The 14,597-nt window shown below is 48.4% G+C and carries 13 protein-coding genes and 1 riboswitch; of the genes, 7 read left to right on the top strand and 6 right to left on the bottom strand.

The genetic code is table 11. From position 1 onward, the window contains the following. Positions 1-5 precede the first annotated feature (5 nt). Both J3369_RS15535 and J3369_RS15530 read right to left on the bottom strand, forming a co-directional pair. Positions 6-734, bottom strand: coding sequence for a 16S rRNA (uracil(1498)-N(3))-methyltransferase (locus J3369_RS15535; protein WP_349588506.1), 729 nt, complete (start codon positions 732-734; stop codon positions 6-8). A 94-nt stretch (positions 735-828) separates the two neighbouring features. After that, positions 829-993: a hypothetical protein gene (locus J3369_RS15530; protein WP_161599167.1), complete on the bottom strand. Its 165-nt coding sequence runs from the start codon at positions 991-993 to the stop codon at positions 829-831. 499 nt (positions 994-1,492) lie between these two features. Between J3369_RS15530 and J3369_RS15525 the strand changes: the two genes are divergently transcribed. After that, a complete protein-coding gene (locus tag J3369_RS15525) occupies positions 1,493-2,359 on the top strand; it encodes a mechanosensitive ion channel family protein (RefSeq protein WP_349588504.1) in 867 nt (288 codons plus the stop codon). A 115-nt stretch (positions 2,360-2,474) separates the two neighbouring features. Here the strand turns inward: J3369_RS15525 and J3369_RS15520 are convergent, their stop codons facing one another. Further along, complete coding sequence (locus J3369_RS15520) at positions 2,475-3,272, bottom strand: M48 family metallopeptidase (protein ID WP_349588501.1); 798 nt, start codon at positions 3,270-3,272, stop codon at positions 2,475-2,477. Positions 3,273-3,569: 297 nt separating this feature from the next. Here J3369_RS15520 and J3369_RS15515 point away from each other — a divergent pair, with 297 nt between their 5' ends. The 4 genes from J3369_RS15515 to prsR all read left to right on the top strand — a co-directional run bounded on the left by J3369_RS15515 (position 3,570) and on the right by prsR (position 10,061). Further along, positions 3,570-5,348, top strand: coding sequence for a choice-of-anchor I family protein (locus tag J3369_RS15515; RefSeq protein WP_349588498.1), 1,779 nt, complete (start codon positions 3,570-3,572; stop codon positions 5,346-5,348). 128 nt (positions 5,349-5,476) lie between these two features. Continuing rightward, positions 5,477-6,601 carry a beta-ketoacyl-ACP synthase III gene (locus J3369_RS15510; RefSeq protein WP_349588495.1) on the top strand — a complete coding sequence of 375 codons (1,125 nt, stop codon included), beginning with the start codon at positions 5,477-5,479 and terminating at the stop codon, positions 6,599-6,601. Between the two features lie 21 nt (positions 6,602-6,622). Next, positions 6,623-8,653, top strand: coding sequence for an XrtA/PEP-CTERM system histidine kinase PrsK (prsK, locus tag J3369_RS15505; RefSeq protein ID WP_349588492.1), 2,031 nt, complete (start codon positions 6,623-6,625; stop codon positions 8,651-8,653). A gap of 46 nt (positions 8,654-8,699) precedes the next feature. Next, complete coding sequence (gene prsR / locus J3369_RS15500; protein WP_303572849.1) at positions 8,700-10,061, top strand: PEP-CTERM-box response regulator transcription factor; 1,362 nt, start codon at positions 8,700-8,702, stop codon at positions 10,059-10,061. Between the two features lie 10 nt (positions 10,062-10,071). On the opposite strand, the gene J3369_RS15495 is transcribed toward prsR, so the two are convergent. The 3 genes from J3369_RS15495 to J3369_RS15485 all read right to left on the bottom strand — a co-directional run bounded on the left by J3369_RS15495 (position 10,072) and on the right by J3369_RS15485 (position 12,403). Beyond that, positions 10,072-11,289, bottom strand: a complete 1,218-nt coding sequence (locus J3369_RS15495) for a GGDEF domain-containing protein (protein WP_349588489.1) — start codon at positions 11,287-11,289, stop codon at positions 10,072-10,074. A 126-nt stretch (positions 11,290-11,415) separates the two neighbouring features. Continuing rightward, positions 11,416-11,748 carry a ribbon-helix-helix domain-containing protein gene (locus tag J3369_RS15490; protein ID WP_349588486.1) on the bottom strand — a complete coding sequence of 111 codons (333 nt, stop codon included), beginning with the start codon at positions 11,746-11,748 and terminating at the stop codon, positions 11,416-11,418. Continuing rightward, on the bottom strand, positions 11,708-12,403 hold the full coding sequence (locus tag J3369_RS15485; protein ID WP_303572852.1) for an AAA family ATPase: 696 nt from the start codon (positions 12,401-12,403) through the stop codon (positions 11,708-11,710). The genes J3369_RS15490 and J3369_RS15485 overlap by 41 nt, the downstream gene beginning before the upstream one ends. 95 nt (positions 12,404-12,498) lie before the next feature. Continuing rightward, positions 12,499-12,588: riboswitch (cyclic di-GMP riboswitch) on the bottom strand. A 266-nt stretch (positions 12,589-12,854) separates the two neighbouring features. Between J3369_RS15485 and J3369_RS15480 the strand changes: the two genes are divergently transcribed. Continuing rightward, positions 12,855-13,901, top strand: coding sequence for an alpha/beta hydrolase (locus tag J3369_RS15480; protein ID WP_349588482.1), 1,047 nt, complete (start codon positions 12,855-12,857; stop codon positions 13,899-13,901). 253 nt (positions 13,902-14,154) lie between these two features. Then, positions 14,155-14,535, top strand: coding sequence for a YybH family protein (locus tag J3369_RS15475; protein WP_119502208.1), 381 nt, complete (start codon positions 14,155-14,157; stop codon positions 14,533-14,535). Positions 14,536-14,597 lie beyond the last annotated feature (62 nt).

The following is a 14,597-nucleotide window of genomic DNA, read 5'->3' as shown; positions in this document are numbered from 1 at the left end:
GACGTTTATAAGTCTCCATGCTGGGACTGTAAAATAGTAATGGCAGCAAGGGCTGCTGTTTCTGTTCTTAATATGCGGGGACCCAGACTGACGGAAGTATAGCCGCTTTCATTTGCCTGATGAATTTCCTGCTCAGACAAACCACCTTCCGGTCCGATAAGCAAACGATAGCCTTTTGATGAATAGGGCGTTTTTACCAGCGGTGAATCTGCGCCCGGGGCTAATGTTAAACGAACAGCCTGAGTCGGACTCGCCAGCCATTGATTCAGTGTTACCGGCGCATTGAGTACCGGAACCACATTACGTCCGCATTGCTCACAAGCACCGGTGATAATTTTTTGCCATTGCTGAATTTTCTTTTCCCAGCGCTTTTCATCCAGCTTCACTGCACATCGTTGTGTCAGTACCGGTGTGATTTCAGTGACACCCAGCTCGACACTTTTCTGTAAAACAGTATCCATGCGGTCGCCTTTCGACACACCCTGTCCCAGATGAATTGGAAGAGGTGACTCTTTACCGATGGTCAGGCAGGCGTCAGCTTCAATGACAACCTGTTTGCGGTTCACCGCGATAATCTGGGCACTGTATTCATTACCATCGCCGTTAAACAGCACAACGGGATAATTCGCTTTGAGTCGCAACACAGTGGCTACGTGGTGTGCAGCGTCATCATTAAGCAGGAACTCTTCGTCCAGAGGAATATTACCGGGGTGGTACAGGCGCGGGATTCGCATGGTGATATCACTATAACTTCAATTTTATAAGCGTTATATGATAGCGAGTTTGCGGGTGCAGACGCAATGTCTGCACCGCAGTAAGCGGGGGAATTTAGTTAACCTGAACGCTGTTCGGACGGGTTTCTTTGGAAATGTTACTTAAATCCGTCGCAGCACCGCTCTTTCGGGCGTGAACAGTATTTTTACCTTTGTCAGAGGTGAGGGCAAAACCCAGAATGAAGAGAACAATCACAAAAAGAACAGATAGAAATAACATTTTAAAATCCCTTAGTTTAGCAAACCGGTACTTGGCGATAGCTAAATAACCAGATACGTCATTACGTCTTACATCCAACATCGGATCCTGATGTTGTTAAATCCATACGAAAGAAGTCACTTTCTTCCGGTATTCTGGTTCGTATTTCCTGCCACTGAACGACTTGTAAGCCGAAAAATGATGACTGAATATAGACTAAAATCCGCGAATTTCCAGCCTTTCCCGATGCCGGATTTATTCAATTTTGTTATTAGCACTAAAATCAGTTGGTTAAAGAAACACGTTGTCGAGCATTCATCGCGCTGTTTTTCACGCACTGCAAACTTTACGTTGATGCGATGACAGAAATATTATCGTCAGCTTATAAGTGTTTCATCATCTGAATTTATACCATTGTATAAGGCAGAAAGCAGACCAGTGGCATTGCGTGATCTACCGCAATATTGCTATCGTATCCCCGCACTGTGCAACGATTCGCGCATTAACAAAGGAAACAGAAATGGAAGAAACTTTATCAATGTTTACTGCTTCAGATATTGAACGGTATATTAATACATACGCTATTCCCTGGGCGATCAACATCGCTATGGCAATTGCGATCTTCGTTATTGGACGAATCATTGTCGGTATACTTCTGTCTGTATTCCGTCGTGTGATGGCAAAATCTAAATATGACGAAATGCTTATCAATTTTGTAGAGTCGATTGTCTCTGCAATACTGATGTTGTTCGTTATTGTGGCATCACTTGACCAACTGGGCGTGGATACCACCTCTCTTGTTGCTATCGTGGGTGCAGCCGGTTTAGCTATCGGTTTATCTCTGCAGGATTCTCTGAAGAATTTCGCAGCCGGTGTTATGTTGCTGGTATTCAAGCCTTTCAAACAAGGCAACTATGTTGAAGCAGCGGGTACTGCCGGTATCGTTCAGAAGATTGGTATTTTCCACACTGTTATGACGTCTCTGGATAACAAAGAAATCACCATTCCGAACGGTAAGATTTACAGCGACAACATCACTAACTACTCAGCAAAAGACACCCGTCGTTGTGATATGACGTTCGGTATCGGCTACGATGATGATCTGCTGAAAGCCAAGCGCATTTTGCAGGAGCTGGTAGATGAAGAAACCCGTATTATGAAAGAACCTGCCTGCTTAATCGGCGTGGCTGAATTAGGTGACAGCTCTGTTAACTTTACTGTTCGCCCGTGGGTGGCTGCTTCGGATAACCTGGCCGTGCGCCTGGCCTTTACTGAAGCGGTGAAACTGCGTTTTGACGCGGAAGGTATTTCTATTCCTTATCCGCAAATGGATGTGCACTTTTTCAAAGAAGCTGACAAAACAGTATCTGCGAAAGAATCAGCATAATTCTGTTTAGTATTCTGAGTACTTAACACTGATACTAAAAACCCCCTTTTTCGAAAGGGGGTTTTTTATTGGTGCCAGTCGGGTCGACTCCTGACACCTTCACAATGGTTGGCAGCTACTTACAAGAAGGGCGTTTAGCTGTTCCCTGATAATCCGTCATGGCAGCCTGCATATTGGCCTGCAAGTTTTCAATACGGCTTTGCGGGGCAGGGTGAGTGGACAGAATTTCTACCGGACGCTGACCGTTACTGGCGGCATCCATGTTCTTCCATAACTCTACTGACTCCCTGGGATCGAAGCCTGCCTGCGCCATCACTGCCAGGCCGATAAGATCGGCTTCAGACTCGTGGGCACGGGAGAAGGGCAGCGTAATCGCAACCTGTGAACCCATGCCAATAGCCGCCATAATCGCACCGCTGTATGCCACCTGGTTTGCTTCAATTGCCGTTGCTACAGCTTGCGTACCCAGGTTTGTCAGTGTGGAAGTCGACATACGCTCGTTACCATGATGAGCAATAACATGGCCGATTTCGTGTCCGATAACGGCTGCTAACTGGGACTGGGTTTTCGCCACATTGAGCAAGCCGGTATAAACACCGATTTTACCACCGGGCAATGCAAAGGCGTTGACCTGGTCATCCTGAAAAACCACCACTTCCCATTCACCGTTAAACACCGAGTCCGGTACCAGCGGCGTCAGCGATTTTGCAACACACTGAACGTAGGTATTCTCTACCTGTTTACTGGAAACCTTCAGTTCCTCTTTCATACTTGAAAACGCCTGACCGCCCATTTCGGCCATTTGCGTTTCAGAGTACAACAACACCTGGTTGCGCCCGGTCGGGGATGTAGCACATGCGCTCAGCACACTTGCCAGTCCCGCCACTGCGAGCACCTTCATCCGTTGTTTCATTTGTGTCCCTCTTCTGCGTTTTTTCGTTGGCTAATACTAATTAAGTGCCTGTTAAAAAGCCACTGGCAAAGGTTAACTACGAAGCGCTAAGCAAAAGAGTTTTTATTGTTAAGCAACTGTTCAGCTTTGTTGTGGGAAAGTGCTAAGACAATAAAAGAGGGGAGGATAAATTGACACAAATTCGTCATCTCCCTGACTTATTGCTGTCACACCGTTTCCTTAGGTTATTGAAATTTTGTTGTATGCACACTCAGCCGCATGCGACGTATTTCTATAATAACTTCTAAAGGAAACAGCATGTTGATGCAAAATAAATTCAAACTGGGATTACTGGCGTTTGTGGTATCTGCCACTCTGACAGGGTGTAGTTTAGATGGCGATGACGGTGCCGACGGTGCACAGGGCCCTCAGGGTGAACAGGGCGAAACCGGGAGTGATGGTCAGGACGCCACTACAGGCGTCGCACTGGAAGTTGTGGGCCGTGCAGTTGTCGGCGGGGCCGGTGCTGCTGAAATTGTGCAGTATCATGCGGGTACACAAACCGTTTATGCAACTAACGGTGAGTCAGATACCATCTCTGTGATCAGCATTGCAGAACTCAACGGAGATGCCCTGGAAGCGCCGGTTACTTCTACCAACCTCACAAACACATCAATCGAATTACCTGTTGAAGCAGACGGCACAGCGCTGGCCGGCCTTACCAGTATTGCCGTTTCCGGCGATTTGCTGGCTGTCGCTATTCCCGCGGATGAAAAAGCTGAAAACGGATTTGTACTTTTCTACAACGGCCTTGATGCCGGCGAGCCGGCTTTCCTTTCCGCTGTTGAAGTTGGCAACCTGCCTGATAATGTTGTTTTCACTCCGGATGGTACAAAGGTACTCACTGCGAACGAGGGCGAACCGTCAGATGATTACACCATTGACCCTGAAGGTTCTGTAAGTGTTATCACTGTCACAGACGGTGTCCCGGCAGACACTGCAACAACCCTTACATTTGAAAGCTTCAACGGCCAGCAGGCAGAGCTTGAAGCCATGGGCATGCAGTTCCCTAATCCGTCCGGCCGTACTATAAATGGTGTTGCCATTAACACCACAGTCGCTATGGATTTAGAGCCTGAGTACATCACAGCCACCGATTCTGTTGCTTACGTTACCTTGCAGGAAAATAACGGTGTCGCCGTGGTTGATCTGGAAGCCATGACTATCAGCATTATCGGACTGGGCGTAAAAGACTGGAGTCAGTACCAAATTGACGTGCAGGAAAATGGTGAAGTCAGCTTTGGTCAGTACGAAGGTCTGTATGGCGTTTATATGCCGGACACAATCACCAGAACCACGTGGAAGGGGGCAACTTTCCTGCTGACTGCAAACGAAGGTGATGCCCGTGAGTACATTTTCAGTGCAGATGATGAAGCATCCTGTCTGGCTGCCGGAGGTCTGGAGTTTGACGACGGTGACTGTCTGGCTTACACCGATGAAGTTAAAGTCGAAGATCTCACTGCCGCAACAAATTCAGAGCTGGCCATGTTGCAGGCAAACGGTGAAGCAGATGACCTGCGGGTGACGCTGGGTATGGGCGATGCCGACGGTGACGGTGAATATGATGCAGCGTATACGTATGGCGCACGTTCTTTCACTATCTGGGATCAGAACGGCCAGGTTGTATTTGATTCAGGCGATGATTTTGAACGCATTACCGCTTCGGTACACGGTGCAGCGTTTAATAACGGTGATGATGAAAATGAAGGCGACAGCCGCTCCGAAAATAAAGGGCCTGAGCCGGAAGCCATTACCACAGGTACACTGGGCGATCGCACTTATGCCTTTATCGGTACTGAGCGTATGGGAGGCATTTTTGTTTACGACATCACGAATCCTTACGATGTCAGTTTCTCTGAATACGTGATAAACCGTGATTTGACGGAAGGGCTGACGGCTGATGACAGTATTGGTGATCTGGCGCCGGAAAGTCTGGTATTTATCAGCCCGGAAGACAGCCCTACCGGTGAAGCTTTACTTGTAGTGGGTAACGAAGTCAGTGGCTCAGTCTCTTTGTGGCAGGTAACTGCTAAATAAAACTTCTGCCTCTTTATACCTCTTCAGAAAGCCTGAATGCATTAGCATTCAGGCTTTTTTGTTTGTCAGAAGTCCGGTGACTTTTGGGTCTCAAACGGCTAAGCTACGAAAAAACGAGAGAGTTATTCATGACTAAAAAAGTTGTTATCAGTGGTGTCGGCCTGTGGACACCTGAACACGTAATCACTAACGAAGAACTCGTCGCCAGCTACAACGCCTACGCAGACAAGTTTAATGCAGAAAACGCGGCACAAATTAATGCCGGTACTGTTGCTGCTAAGCCCCATTCCAGTGCGGAGTTCATTGAAAAAGCGTCCGGTATAAAACAACGCTACATCTACCGTAAAGAAGGCGCGCTGGATGTTGAACGCATGCGCCCGGTCATTCCTGAGCGGCAGGACGAAGAGTTGTCCCATCAGGGGGAAATTGCCCTGGAGGCTGCGAAGAAGGCGCTGGCAGCGGCGAATAAATCACCGGAAGACATCGATGCGGTGATCGTATCATGTGCCTATACACAACGGGCTTATCCTGCCATTGCTATCGAAGTGCAAAACCAACTGGGTATTAAAGGTTTCGGTTTTGATATGCTGGTTGCCTGCTCGGCGGCCACATTTGGCATGCACCGCGCATGGGAAATGGTGGCATCCGGCAACGCCCGTGCCGTGCTGGTTATCAATCCTGAACTGGTGTCACCTCAGGTAAATTACACCGACCGTGACAGTCACTTTATTTTTGGTGATGTGGCAACGGCCACGGTGGTAGAAAGCGAAGACACCGCGAACAGCGACCATGTATTTTCGGTGCTGAGCACAAAAGCGGTGACGTCGTTTTCAAATAACATCCGTTCGAACTTTGGCTACATCAGCCGCGCTCACGATGTTGATCCGTACGGTGAAGACAAATTATTTCACCAGGCCGGCCGTAAAGTATTTAAAGAAGTATGCCCGATGGCTGCTGACCATATTGAGGCACACCTTGCCAGTCACAGTTTTACGCCGGCAGATGTGCGCCGCTGGTGGTTGCACCAGGCCAATATCAATATGAACCTGTTAATTGCTAAGCGTCTGTTAGGGCGGGATGCTACGGCAGATGAAGCACCGATCGTACTCGATCGTTACGCGAATACGGCATCAGCGGGCTCAGTCATCGCATTTGCACTGCATCATCAGGATCTTCAGTCCGGTGATGTGGGCGTACTGTGTTCTTTCGGTGCCGGATACTCCATCGGAAGTCTGGTTATCCAAAAGCAATAAGTTGCCGGAAATAGGGAAGTTATGATTTCAGATATTGGTTACGGCCTGAATGCAGCAGGCTATCTGGTTCTGCTGCTGTTGTTATTCACAGTCCGTAAATCTGGTCTGGCGAAGCACTTGCTGGTGCTTGCCACGATGGCAACTTTGGTGTGGTCACTCAGTTTCGTAACCAGGCTTACCGGTCCGGTTTCCGGCCCGCATTTACTCATAGCAGACACCCTCAAGCAAATGGTGTGGTTGTTATTCATTGCCGGCTGTCTGCAGGATAACTTCAATAATCTCTGGCAGGTGCTGCGCAGGCCGGCGACGATGGTGATCCTCACGCCGCCGGTGCTGGCGTTGTTTCTTCCGTTCATTTCTACAATTCCTCACTCCTGGCAGTTTCTCTTTCTTACCGTGCTATCACTGGAAGTGCTTATTCTGCTTGAAGTTTTATTCAGACAGGCGGGAGAAAATCAGTGGGCGTATAAACCGCTGGTGCTCTACCTTGGCGCCATGCACCTGTTCGAATTTGTGATGTACGCCAATGCCACTATGGTCACAAAAATCGAGTTGGTCTACGTGGTATCAAGAGGGTATATCTATTTACTGATGATGCCGCTGCTGGTGGTAGCTATCCGCCGTATCAAGCATTGGGGCGTCGATATCTTTATCTCCCGTGAAGTGGTGCTGCACAGCTCGCTGCTGCTGGTGGCCGGTATCTATTTGCTGGTAATGGCACTGGCCGGTTATGTGGTGAATTACATCGGCGGGAACTGGAGTTCCACGATTCAGACCGTGCTGGTGGTACTGTCTCTGGCACTGCTCATCACAATGGTCCTGTCTAACAGTTTCCGTACGCGGATAAAAGTATTCATCACCAAGCACTTCTTTGCCAACCAGTTTGATTACCGGGTTGAATGGGTGAAGCTGACTCAGGCTCTGTCTTCATCTGAAGGCGATGCAGCGCCGGATGTTTATGGCAATGCATTGCGGGGGGTGCTGGGTGCCATCAACTATGAAAACGGCACACTGGTGAAAGCCACCGGTATAGATTTTGACGTTGTGGCCAGTGTAAACAGCGAAGGAATATCGGCAGACGAAATTAAGATCCTCAAGCAACTTATGCCATTCTGTCAGCAAACCAACTGGCTGGTTGATGTGGATGAATATGCATCAAAGCCCTTTGAGTACAATGGCTTGCTGCTGGACAGAGAGGCGCTGAAAGGTTGTCGCTTTCAACTGGCACTGCCACTGTTAAATTCAGAACAAATTTGGGGCTTTGCCCTGCTAAAAACAAAAGACAGTGAGGCACTGACACTGAACTGGGAAGTCCGCGATTATCTTAACGCTGTGACTGAACAGGTTGGTACATACTTACTACACCATGAGGCCGCTAATGCTGTGGCGGAGAACGCGCAATTTGCTGCTTTCAACCGGATGTCGGCATTTGTACTTCACGATTTAAAAAATGTGATGGCGCAAATCGACCTCATTTTGTGTAATGCCGAACAGCACAAACATAACCCTGAGTTTATTGAAGATACCTTTGAAACCCTGCATTATACTAAGGCGCGCATGGATAAAATGCTGCGTCAGCTCACCGAGAAAAAGGTCGATGAGCCCGGCGTGTTCTCAGCGCACACACTCTCTGACTTAACCGGTAAGCTGATAGAAACCCGTTGTCAGTCACTCAAACCGGTACCTGAACTGGTGGTGGAAAGTGAAGAAAAGGTAGTGGTCGATCCTGAGAAATTCAGTAATGTGATGTACCATCTTATCAGTAATGCGCAGCAAGCCACCGGCGACGACGGTTATGTCCGTATTACGCTGGAAAGTGACCTGGCCGGTCAGCGCCAGATTGTGCGGATTGAAGACAATGGCTGTGGCATGGATGAAGCATTTATTGAACAACGGTTGTTTAAGCCGTTTGATACCACAAAAGGTAACGCAGGCATGGGTATCGGTGCCTATGACGCAAAAAATTATATGCAGTCTATTGGCGGCAAACTGTCGGTAGAAAGCGAAACAGGAAAGGGAAGTTGTTTTACCCTGGTGTTCCCGCTGGATTAACAGATTTCATTTCCCATAATTCATATTTACTAATGGAAACGTGCGAATGACGGATACGATTCTTGTTGTCGATGATGATCTCGGCATCCAGAAACAGTTAAAATGGAGCTTTACTGACTACAACGTGGTATTTGCAGATGACAGAACCTCTGCGATTGCCCAGTTACGTCGTCATGAACCCAAAGTAGTGACTCTGGACCTGGGTCTGCCACCTGATCCTGCTAATGCCTCTGAGGGGTTGAAAACCCTTGAAGAAATCATGGCTCTGGCACCACGGACCAAAGTGATTGTTGTCACCGGCAATAACGATAAAGAGAATGCGCTGAAGGCGATTGATCTCGGTGCTTACGATTTTTATCAGAAGCCTATTGATTCCGATACTATCAAGCTGCTGGTCAACCGCGCCCTGAACCTTGCTAATCTGGAACATCAGAACCGCATTCTGGCGAAAGCCCGTCCTGCCATGGGACGTATTATTGGTAATTCAGAGGCAATTCAGGCTGTTATGCGCAAGGCCGAAAAAATTGCCGGCACTGATATCAGTACGTTATTACAGGGCGAAAGTGGTACCGGTAAAGAAGTGTTTGCCAGAAGTATTCACGAACACAGCCCCCGTAAAGACAAGCCTTTTGTCGCGATTAACTGTGCGTCGATTCCTGAAAACTTGCTGGAAAGTGAATTATTCGGTTACGAAAAAGGTGCATTTACCGGGGCCAATAAAACGACTCTGGGTAAAATCGAAACGGCCCAGGGCGGCACACTGTTTCTTGATGAAATCGGTGATATGCCTATTGGCCTGCAAGCTAAAATGCTTCGTTTCCTGCAGGAGCGGGTGATTGAACGGGTAGGCGGCCGGACAGAAATTCCGGTGGATATCCGCGTGATCTGTGCAACCCACAGAGATTTGCAACAGATGGTGGCGGATGAAACCTTCCGTGAGGATTTATATTACCGTGTGGGCGAAATTCCTATCTTTATTCCGCCACTGCGTGACCGGGACCAGGACATCATTCTGCTTGCCCGTACATTCCTGAATACATACCGGGAAGAGTTCGGTGCTAAAGCCAAGAGCTTCTCTGATACCGCCATCCAGGCCATGTTGAATCATAAATGGCCCGGCAATATCCGTGAAATGCAGAATAAGCTGAAATCCGCCGTCATTATGGCTGAAGGTTCTGTGGTGCAGGCCGAAGATCTGGGCCTTATGGCGCCCCGGGGAGACAACGAACCGGAAACGCTGAATTTGCGGGAAGTCCGTGAGATGGCGGAAAGTCGTGCTATCAGACGGGCCTATCAGACAGCCGATAAAAATATGTCAAAGACTGCAGAGTTACTGGGTGTGACCCGGCCGACCTTGTATTCTCTTATCGACAAATACCATATGGAAGACATTAAAACCGGCGTGTAACCCCCGCCGGTCATTCCATTGGCCACTCAATACTGGCCAGATTGTTCAGGGATGTTTTTATCTGCACATCGGTGAGTGAGAACTTCCCTTCCAGCGGAGAGGGCGGCAGAACATTGTCGGTTTCTTTGCAGGCTTCAATGGCGCCCACCCAACAGTCTCTTTGGGATATTTTCGCTGCGTACAGGCAATAATCCATCACCGCGAAGGTTTTTACCCAGTCCATTTCATAAGGATTTCTGCGGCACAGAGGCATTGCACAAAACCCCACGCTGCAGGTGGCATTGATCACCACATCATCAGGTAAGTGAAAACGCTTCTGACGCACCGCCTCAATAAGCCTGTCAGCCAGTTCCACCATATCATTACGGTTGGCGTTGCGGCACACCGCCAGAAATTCTTCGCCACCCCAGCGGATTAGCAAATCTGTCTGCCGGAACACTTCTTTTAAAATACCGGTAAATTGTACCAGGAAGCGGTCACCGGCAAGGTGACCGTATTCATCATTGATCTGTTTAAAGTGGTCTATATCAATTAAAAAGCACAGTAAGTCATGATTCGGCGGAAAGATTTCACCTTTAAGACTGGCATAGTGGTGCTGCACCCGGCTGATCTCACCCGGCAACTGTGCTGAGAGGAAGTTGCGGTTATACAAGCCTGTGAGTGCATCACGCATGCTGACCTGCTCCAGTGCGTGATAAGCTTCTTCCAGCTGTTGATTTTTCTGCTCCAGCTCAGTGGTCCGGTTGCGGACTTCCAGCGCCAGCCGCTGATTTTGCCGGTACTGGTTATAACGGCTCCACAGCAAAAAAAGAAACAGCAAGAGGGACACCAGGCTACCCAGCGATAACATACTTTCCAGGTTATGCTGACGCACCTGAGCCAGTTCAACAGTGCGGTTTTTCTCCTGAATCTCGAAATCCCTTGCCTGACGTTCCATCTCCACTTTGGCTTTCAGTTTTTCAAAGTAGATTGCCTGTTCCGTGTCCATCTGGTGTTCCAGTCTGGCGATGGTTTCGTCAACAGAAGTGAAAAAGGCAGGAGGCAGCACGTCCAGACGGGGAGCGATGTCATTATCGGCAGTCTGGTGAGCAATAAACCGGGCGACGGTGGTCTCCCGGCTGGCGGTGTCAGCCTGCAAATCTTCCTGTCTGACCGTCCCCTGGGCACTAAGCAGCGAGGGAAATATTCCAAGCAGTGTAATCAAACTGCCTGACAGATAACTTTTCATCTTCATCCTGTTCAGAAAAAGTAAAACCGGGGAGCACAGTGACACCGTGCTCCCGTTGTTGCGTATTGGCGCGCTTTGCATTCCATGCAAACGCCTGCACCCGGCCGCCACCTTGTGGTATGTCTGTCAGGGTGTTTTATTTGTCAGTAAAGGCCTGATGTCTTCACTGCTTTGATTTTCTATCCATATTCTGATGAGTCTGGAACGGCAGATCCCTGTTTCTGCCGACAACTTTCCAAGCTTCTCAATTGCGTCTTCAGATAATGTAAATGTAGCACGTCGCATGGGACCGCAAGGCGTAATGTTGTCTTTGTTTGCAGAATCCGTTGCCGGATAGACCTGCCTGATAACATGTTTACCTGCTGCGTAAGCCAGTGCATCGTCAATAAATTCTTCAACGCTCACCGGCTCAGCGGGTTTAGCTGACGGCGTGGATTTTTTGAGGCTGCACAGACTCATAAGATTTCCCCTCTCTCCGCGACAGAAGTTCTTCAATGATATTGCGAATTTCTGCTGATGCTTTTCCGTCCGGCTCACTTTCCATGACTGACTGGCCAGACTCTTCTGAATCATCATACATATTGCGGCTGTATGTCACTGAGTCCAGTACCGGCACTTCAAATGAACGACATACATCTTTTGCTTCCATGATCCTGCTGCCCAGCGAAGGCAGAGAAGGGCACTGGGTAATCACAAAAGCAGCATTCATGTCGGGATTCACCATTTTGCAGGTTGAAAGGATGTCTTCCATATGCGGAACTGTTTTCAAATCCCGCCGTTTGGGACGTAACGGAATGAGAATGTGGTCAGCCACTGCCATCGAGGAGCGCAGCGCAAGGTTATCCTGTCCGCCACAGTCAATGACTACGTAATCGTAGTGCTCGCGCAGGCTCAGTAATTCGTTGCGGATCTTGCCGTACAACTGCACGCAGTTAATCGACGGCAATTTATCATTAGCTTTGCGTTCCTGAATCCAGTCTGAGGTAGTGCGCTGCGGATCGCAGTCGACCATCAGTACACTGGCATTTTTTTCAGTTCTCAGATAAACAGCGATATTTTGTGCAAGGCAGCTTTTGCCACTGCCGCCTTTCTCGCCACCAACCAAAACGATCATCGTTCGTTCCTCAACTTTTGATCCGTCATTACGGATAAACGGTTAACGAATGTGACTGAAAAAGTGAACATGAGCCGGATTAAGGACTATGCTTGTTCGGTAACCCCGCTATCATTATCTGTAATCAGATGGCAGACCGGAGGCTTTGCGTCACGGGCTTTCGCACCGCTTTGCCTTTTTCAACAGTACATTTTCGGGTAAGCGGCGGGGATGCCATGGCTTACCGGCAATCAGGATACTAGTTAAAACAAACGGTGTGCGCCGCATGCCTCACGATATTTAAGAATAAAAAAATATACCTGTCAGACCAGGTGGCCGGTGGCGAAAAACGGGCTGCAGTACCTGAAAATCCGTGGTTCGCCCGTGTAAATCATTCTAATTAAAGTTATATCTGTTAATATGCCAACACATGGTGTTATTGAAAACTATACCCGCAAATAAGGAGAAGGGAGTGGCAAAAACATCCCTGTTGATTTTATTTCTGCTGGCATTCAGCACAGGCAGTTTCGGGCAGAATAATGCAATGGATGAAGCGTTTGATTCATTCAGTCATCTCTATGAAGAACGTTTCGGCCAGATCAGGGCATGCATGAACCCCACATTTCAGCGTTTCAGTGTGTGTTCTCCTGCTCTTCGTAACGATGGCAACGCGCCGTATATTCTGCATCACGGAAAACCTGTCGATACGGTGGTTGTTCTGCTTCACGGATTAAGCGATTCGCCGTTTTATATGTCTGGCATTGCACGGGCACTGCATGACAAAGGTTACAACGTTATTGTGCCTTTAAACGTAGGACACGGCCAACTGGATGCCAGCGATGAAATGAGCGACAGCAATCTGGCAGAACGCTGGGGTGCACACCTGAGTGATGTCATGGCGCTGGCACCGCAACTTGGTAAGCACGTTTATCTGGGCGGCTTTTCCACCGGCGGCGCGCTCTCTGTTCAGCATTATTTGCATCACCCTGACAACATTGACGGCCTGATGTTATTTTCCGGTGCTCTGGCACTCGACAGCGGCGTAGAGCGGTTATCCGGGATATGGGGAATTCAGTGGGTCGCCAGGTTTCTTGACGGTCACTATGAAACACAGGGGCCGAATCCGTATAAATATCCCACCATTGCCAGTTTTTCCGGACTTGAACTGATGGAAGTGATTGATGATGTGAGAGACCAGTTTGAACAGGGGAAAACTATAGACGTACCGGTATTTGCCGCACATTCTCAGGCAGACATCACTACGCCCATTACAGGTATTGAAGATTTAATGTCACGGGCAACCACGAAAACCAATACCTTTTTCATCGTCGATGAGAGTTACAAATTATGCCATGCTGATGTGGTGGTGAATAAGAAAATGCTCAGTGATATGCATTTCGATAAATCCGGTGTGGATTTACGTGATCCCTGTGCAGCTCCCGGCGCAAATCCGCTGTTCCGCCAGATGATTATGATGCTGGGCAGCTTTATGGATGAAGCGGCACAGAAAGCCGGTTAATTGATTGACACAGTGCCCGGGATTGATTAATTTAACTCCATTATCGCTACGAACTAACATTGCAAACTGGTCAACATGATTTTTCAAAATTTGTCAAAATCAGGCAAGCCACAATCTGCACTCATTATTCTACTCGCTATTCTCAGCAATTGGCGGGTTCGTTAGTACGTAAATGAACTGAAGAAAACCCGCCGCGAAGGCGGGTTTTTTGTTTTCGTCTTCGCGGTTTTAACAAAATACGGAGACGACAGCCATGACTCACCCGGTAACCCGGCAATTACATGCCATGCACGATGCAGTTAATAATAACGACTTAACTGCATTACAAACCTTGTATTGTGAAGACGCCTTTCTGGTAGATAAACCACGGGTATCCTCGCGCTCAGATCTGCAGCGTGCCCTCAGTGCTTTTAAACAACGGTATATGCCTGAGCATATCGTCTCGCAGGGCGACGAGGTTGTCATTGAAGCCGGTGACACTGCGCTGGTCATAAGCAAGCTGTACCTGAATGCAACCGGCGCGGTGGACTGCAATGTGAAAAAAGCCATTTACGTATTCAGAAAAAATGCAGAAGGTGAGTGGCAATGCGCCATCGATAACTTCTTCGGCGTTGATTTGATTGATTATGTGTAGGTGGCAAGTAACAATAATTAAACGTGACTGATTACTCTGGCGGGAGTAAAGTAGTACAAAAA

It is taken from the genome of Alteromonas sp. NFXS44, from assembly GCF_040148705.1.
Classification (GTDB): domain Bacteria; phylum Pseudomonadota; class Gammaproteobacteria; order Enterobacterales; family Alteromonadaceae; genus Alteromonas.
Note: the sequence above shows the minus strand (reverse complement) of the source record. Positions and strands in the feature narration are given on the sequence as shown.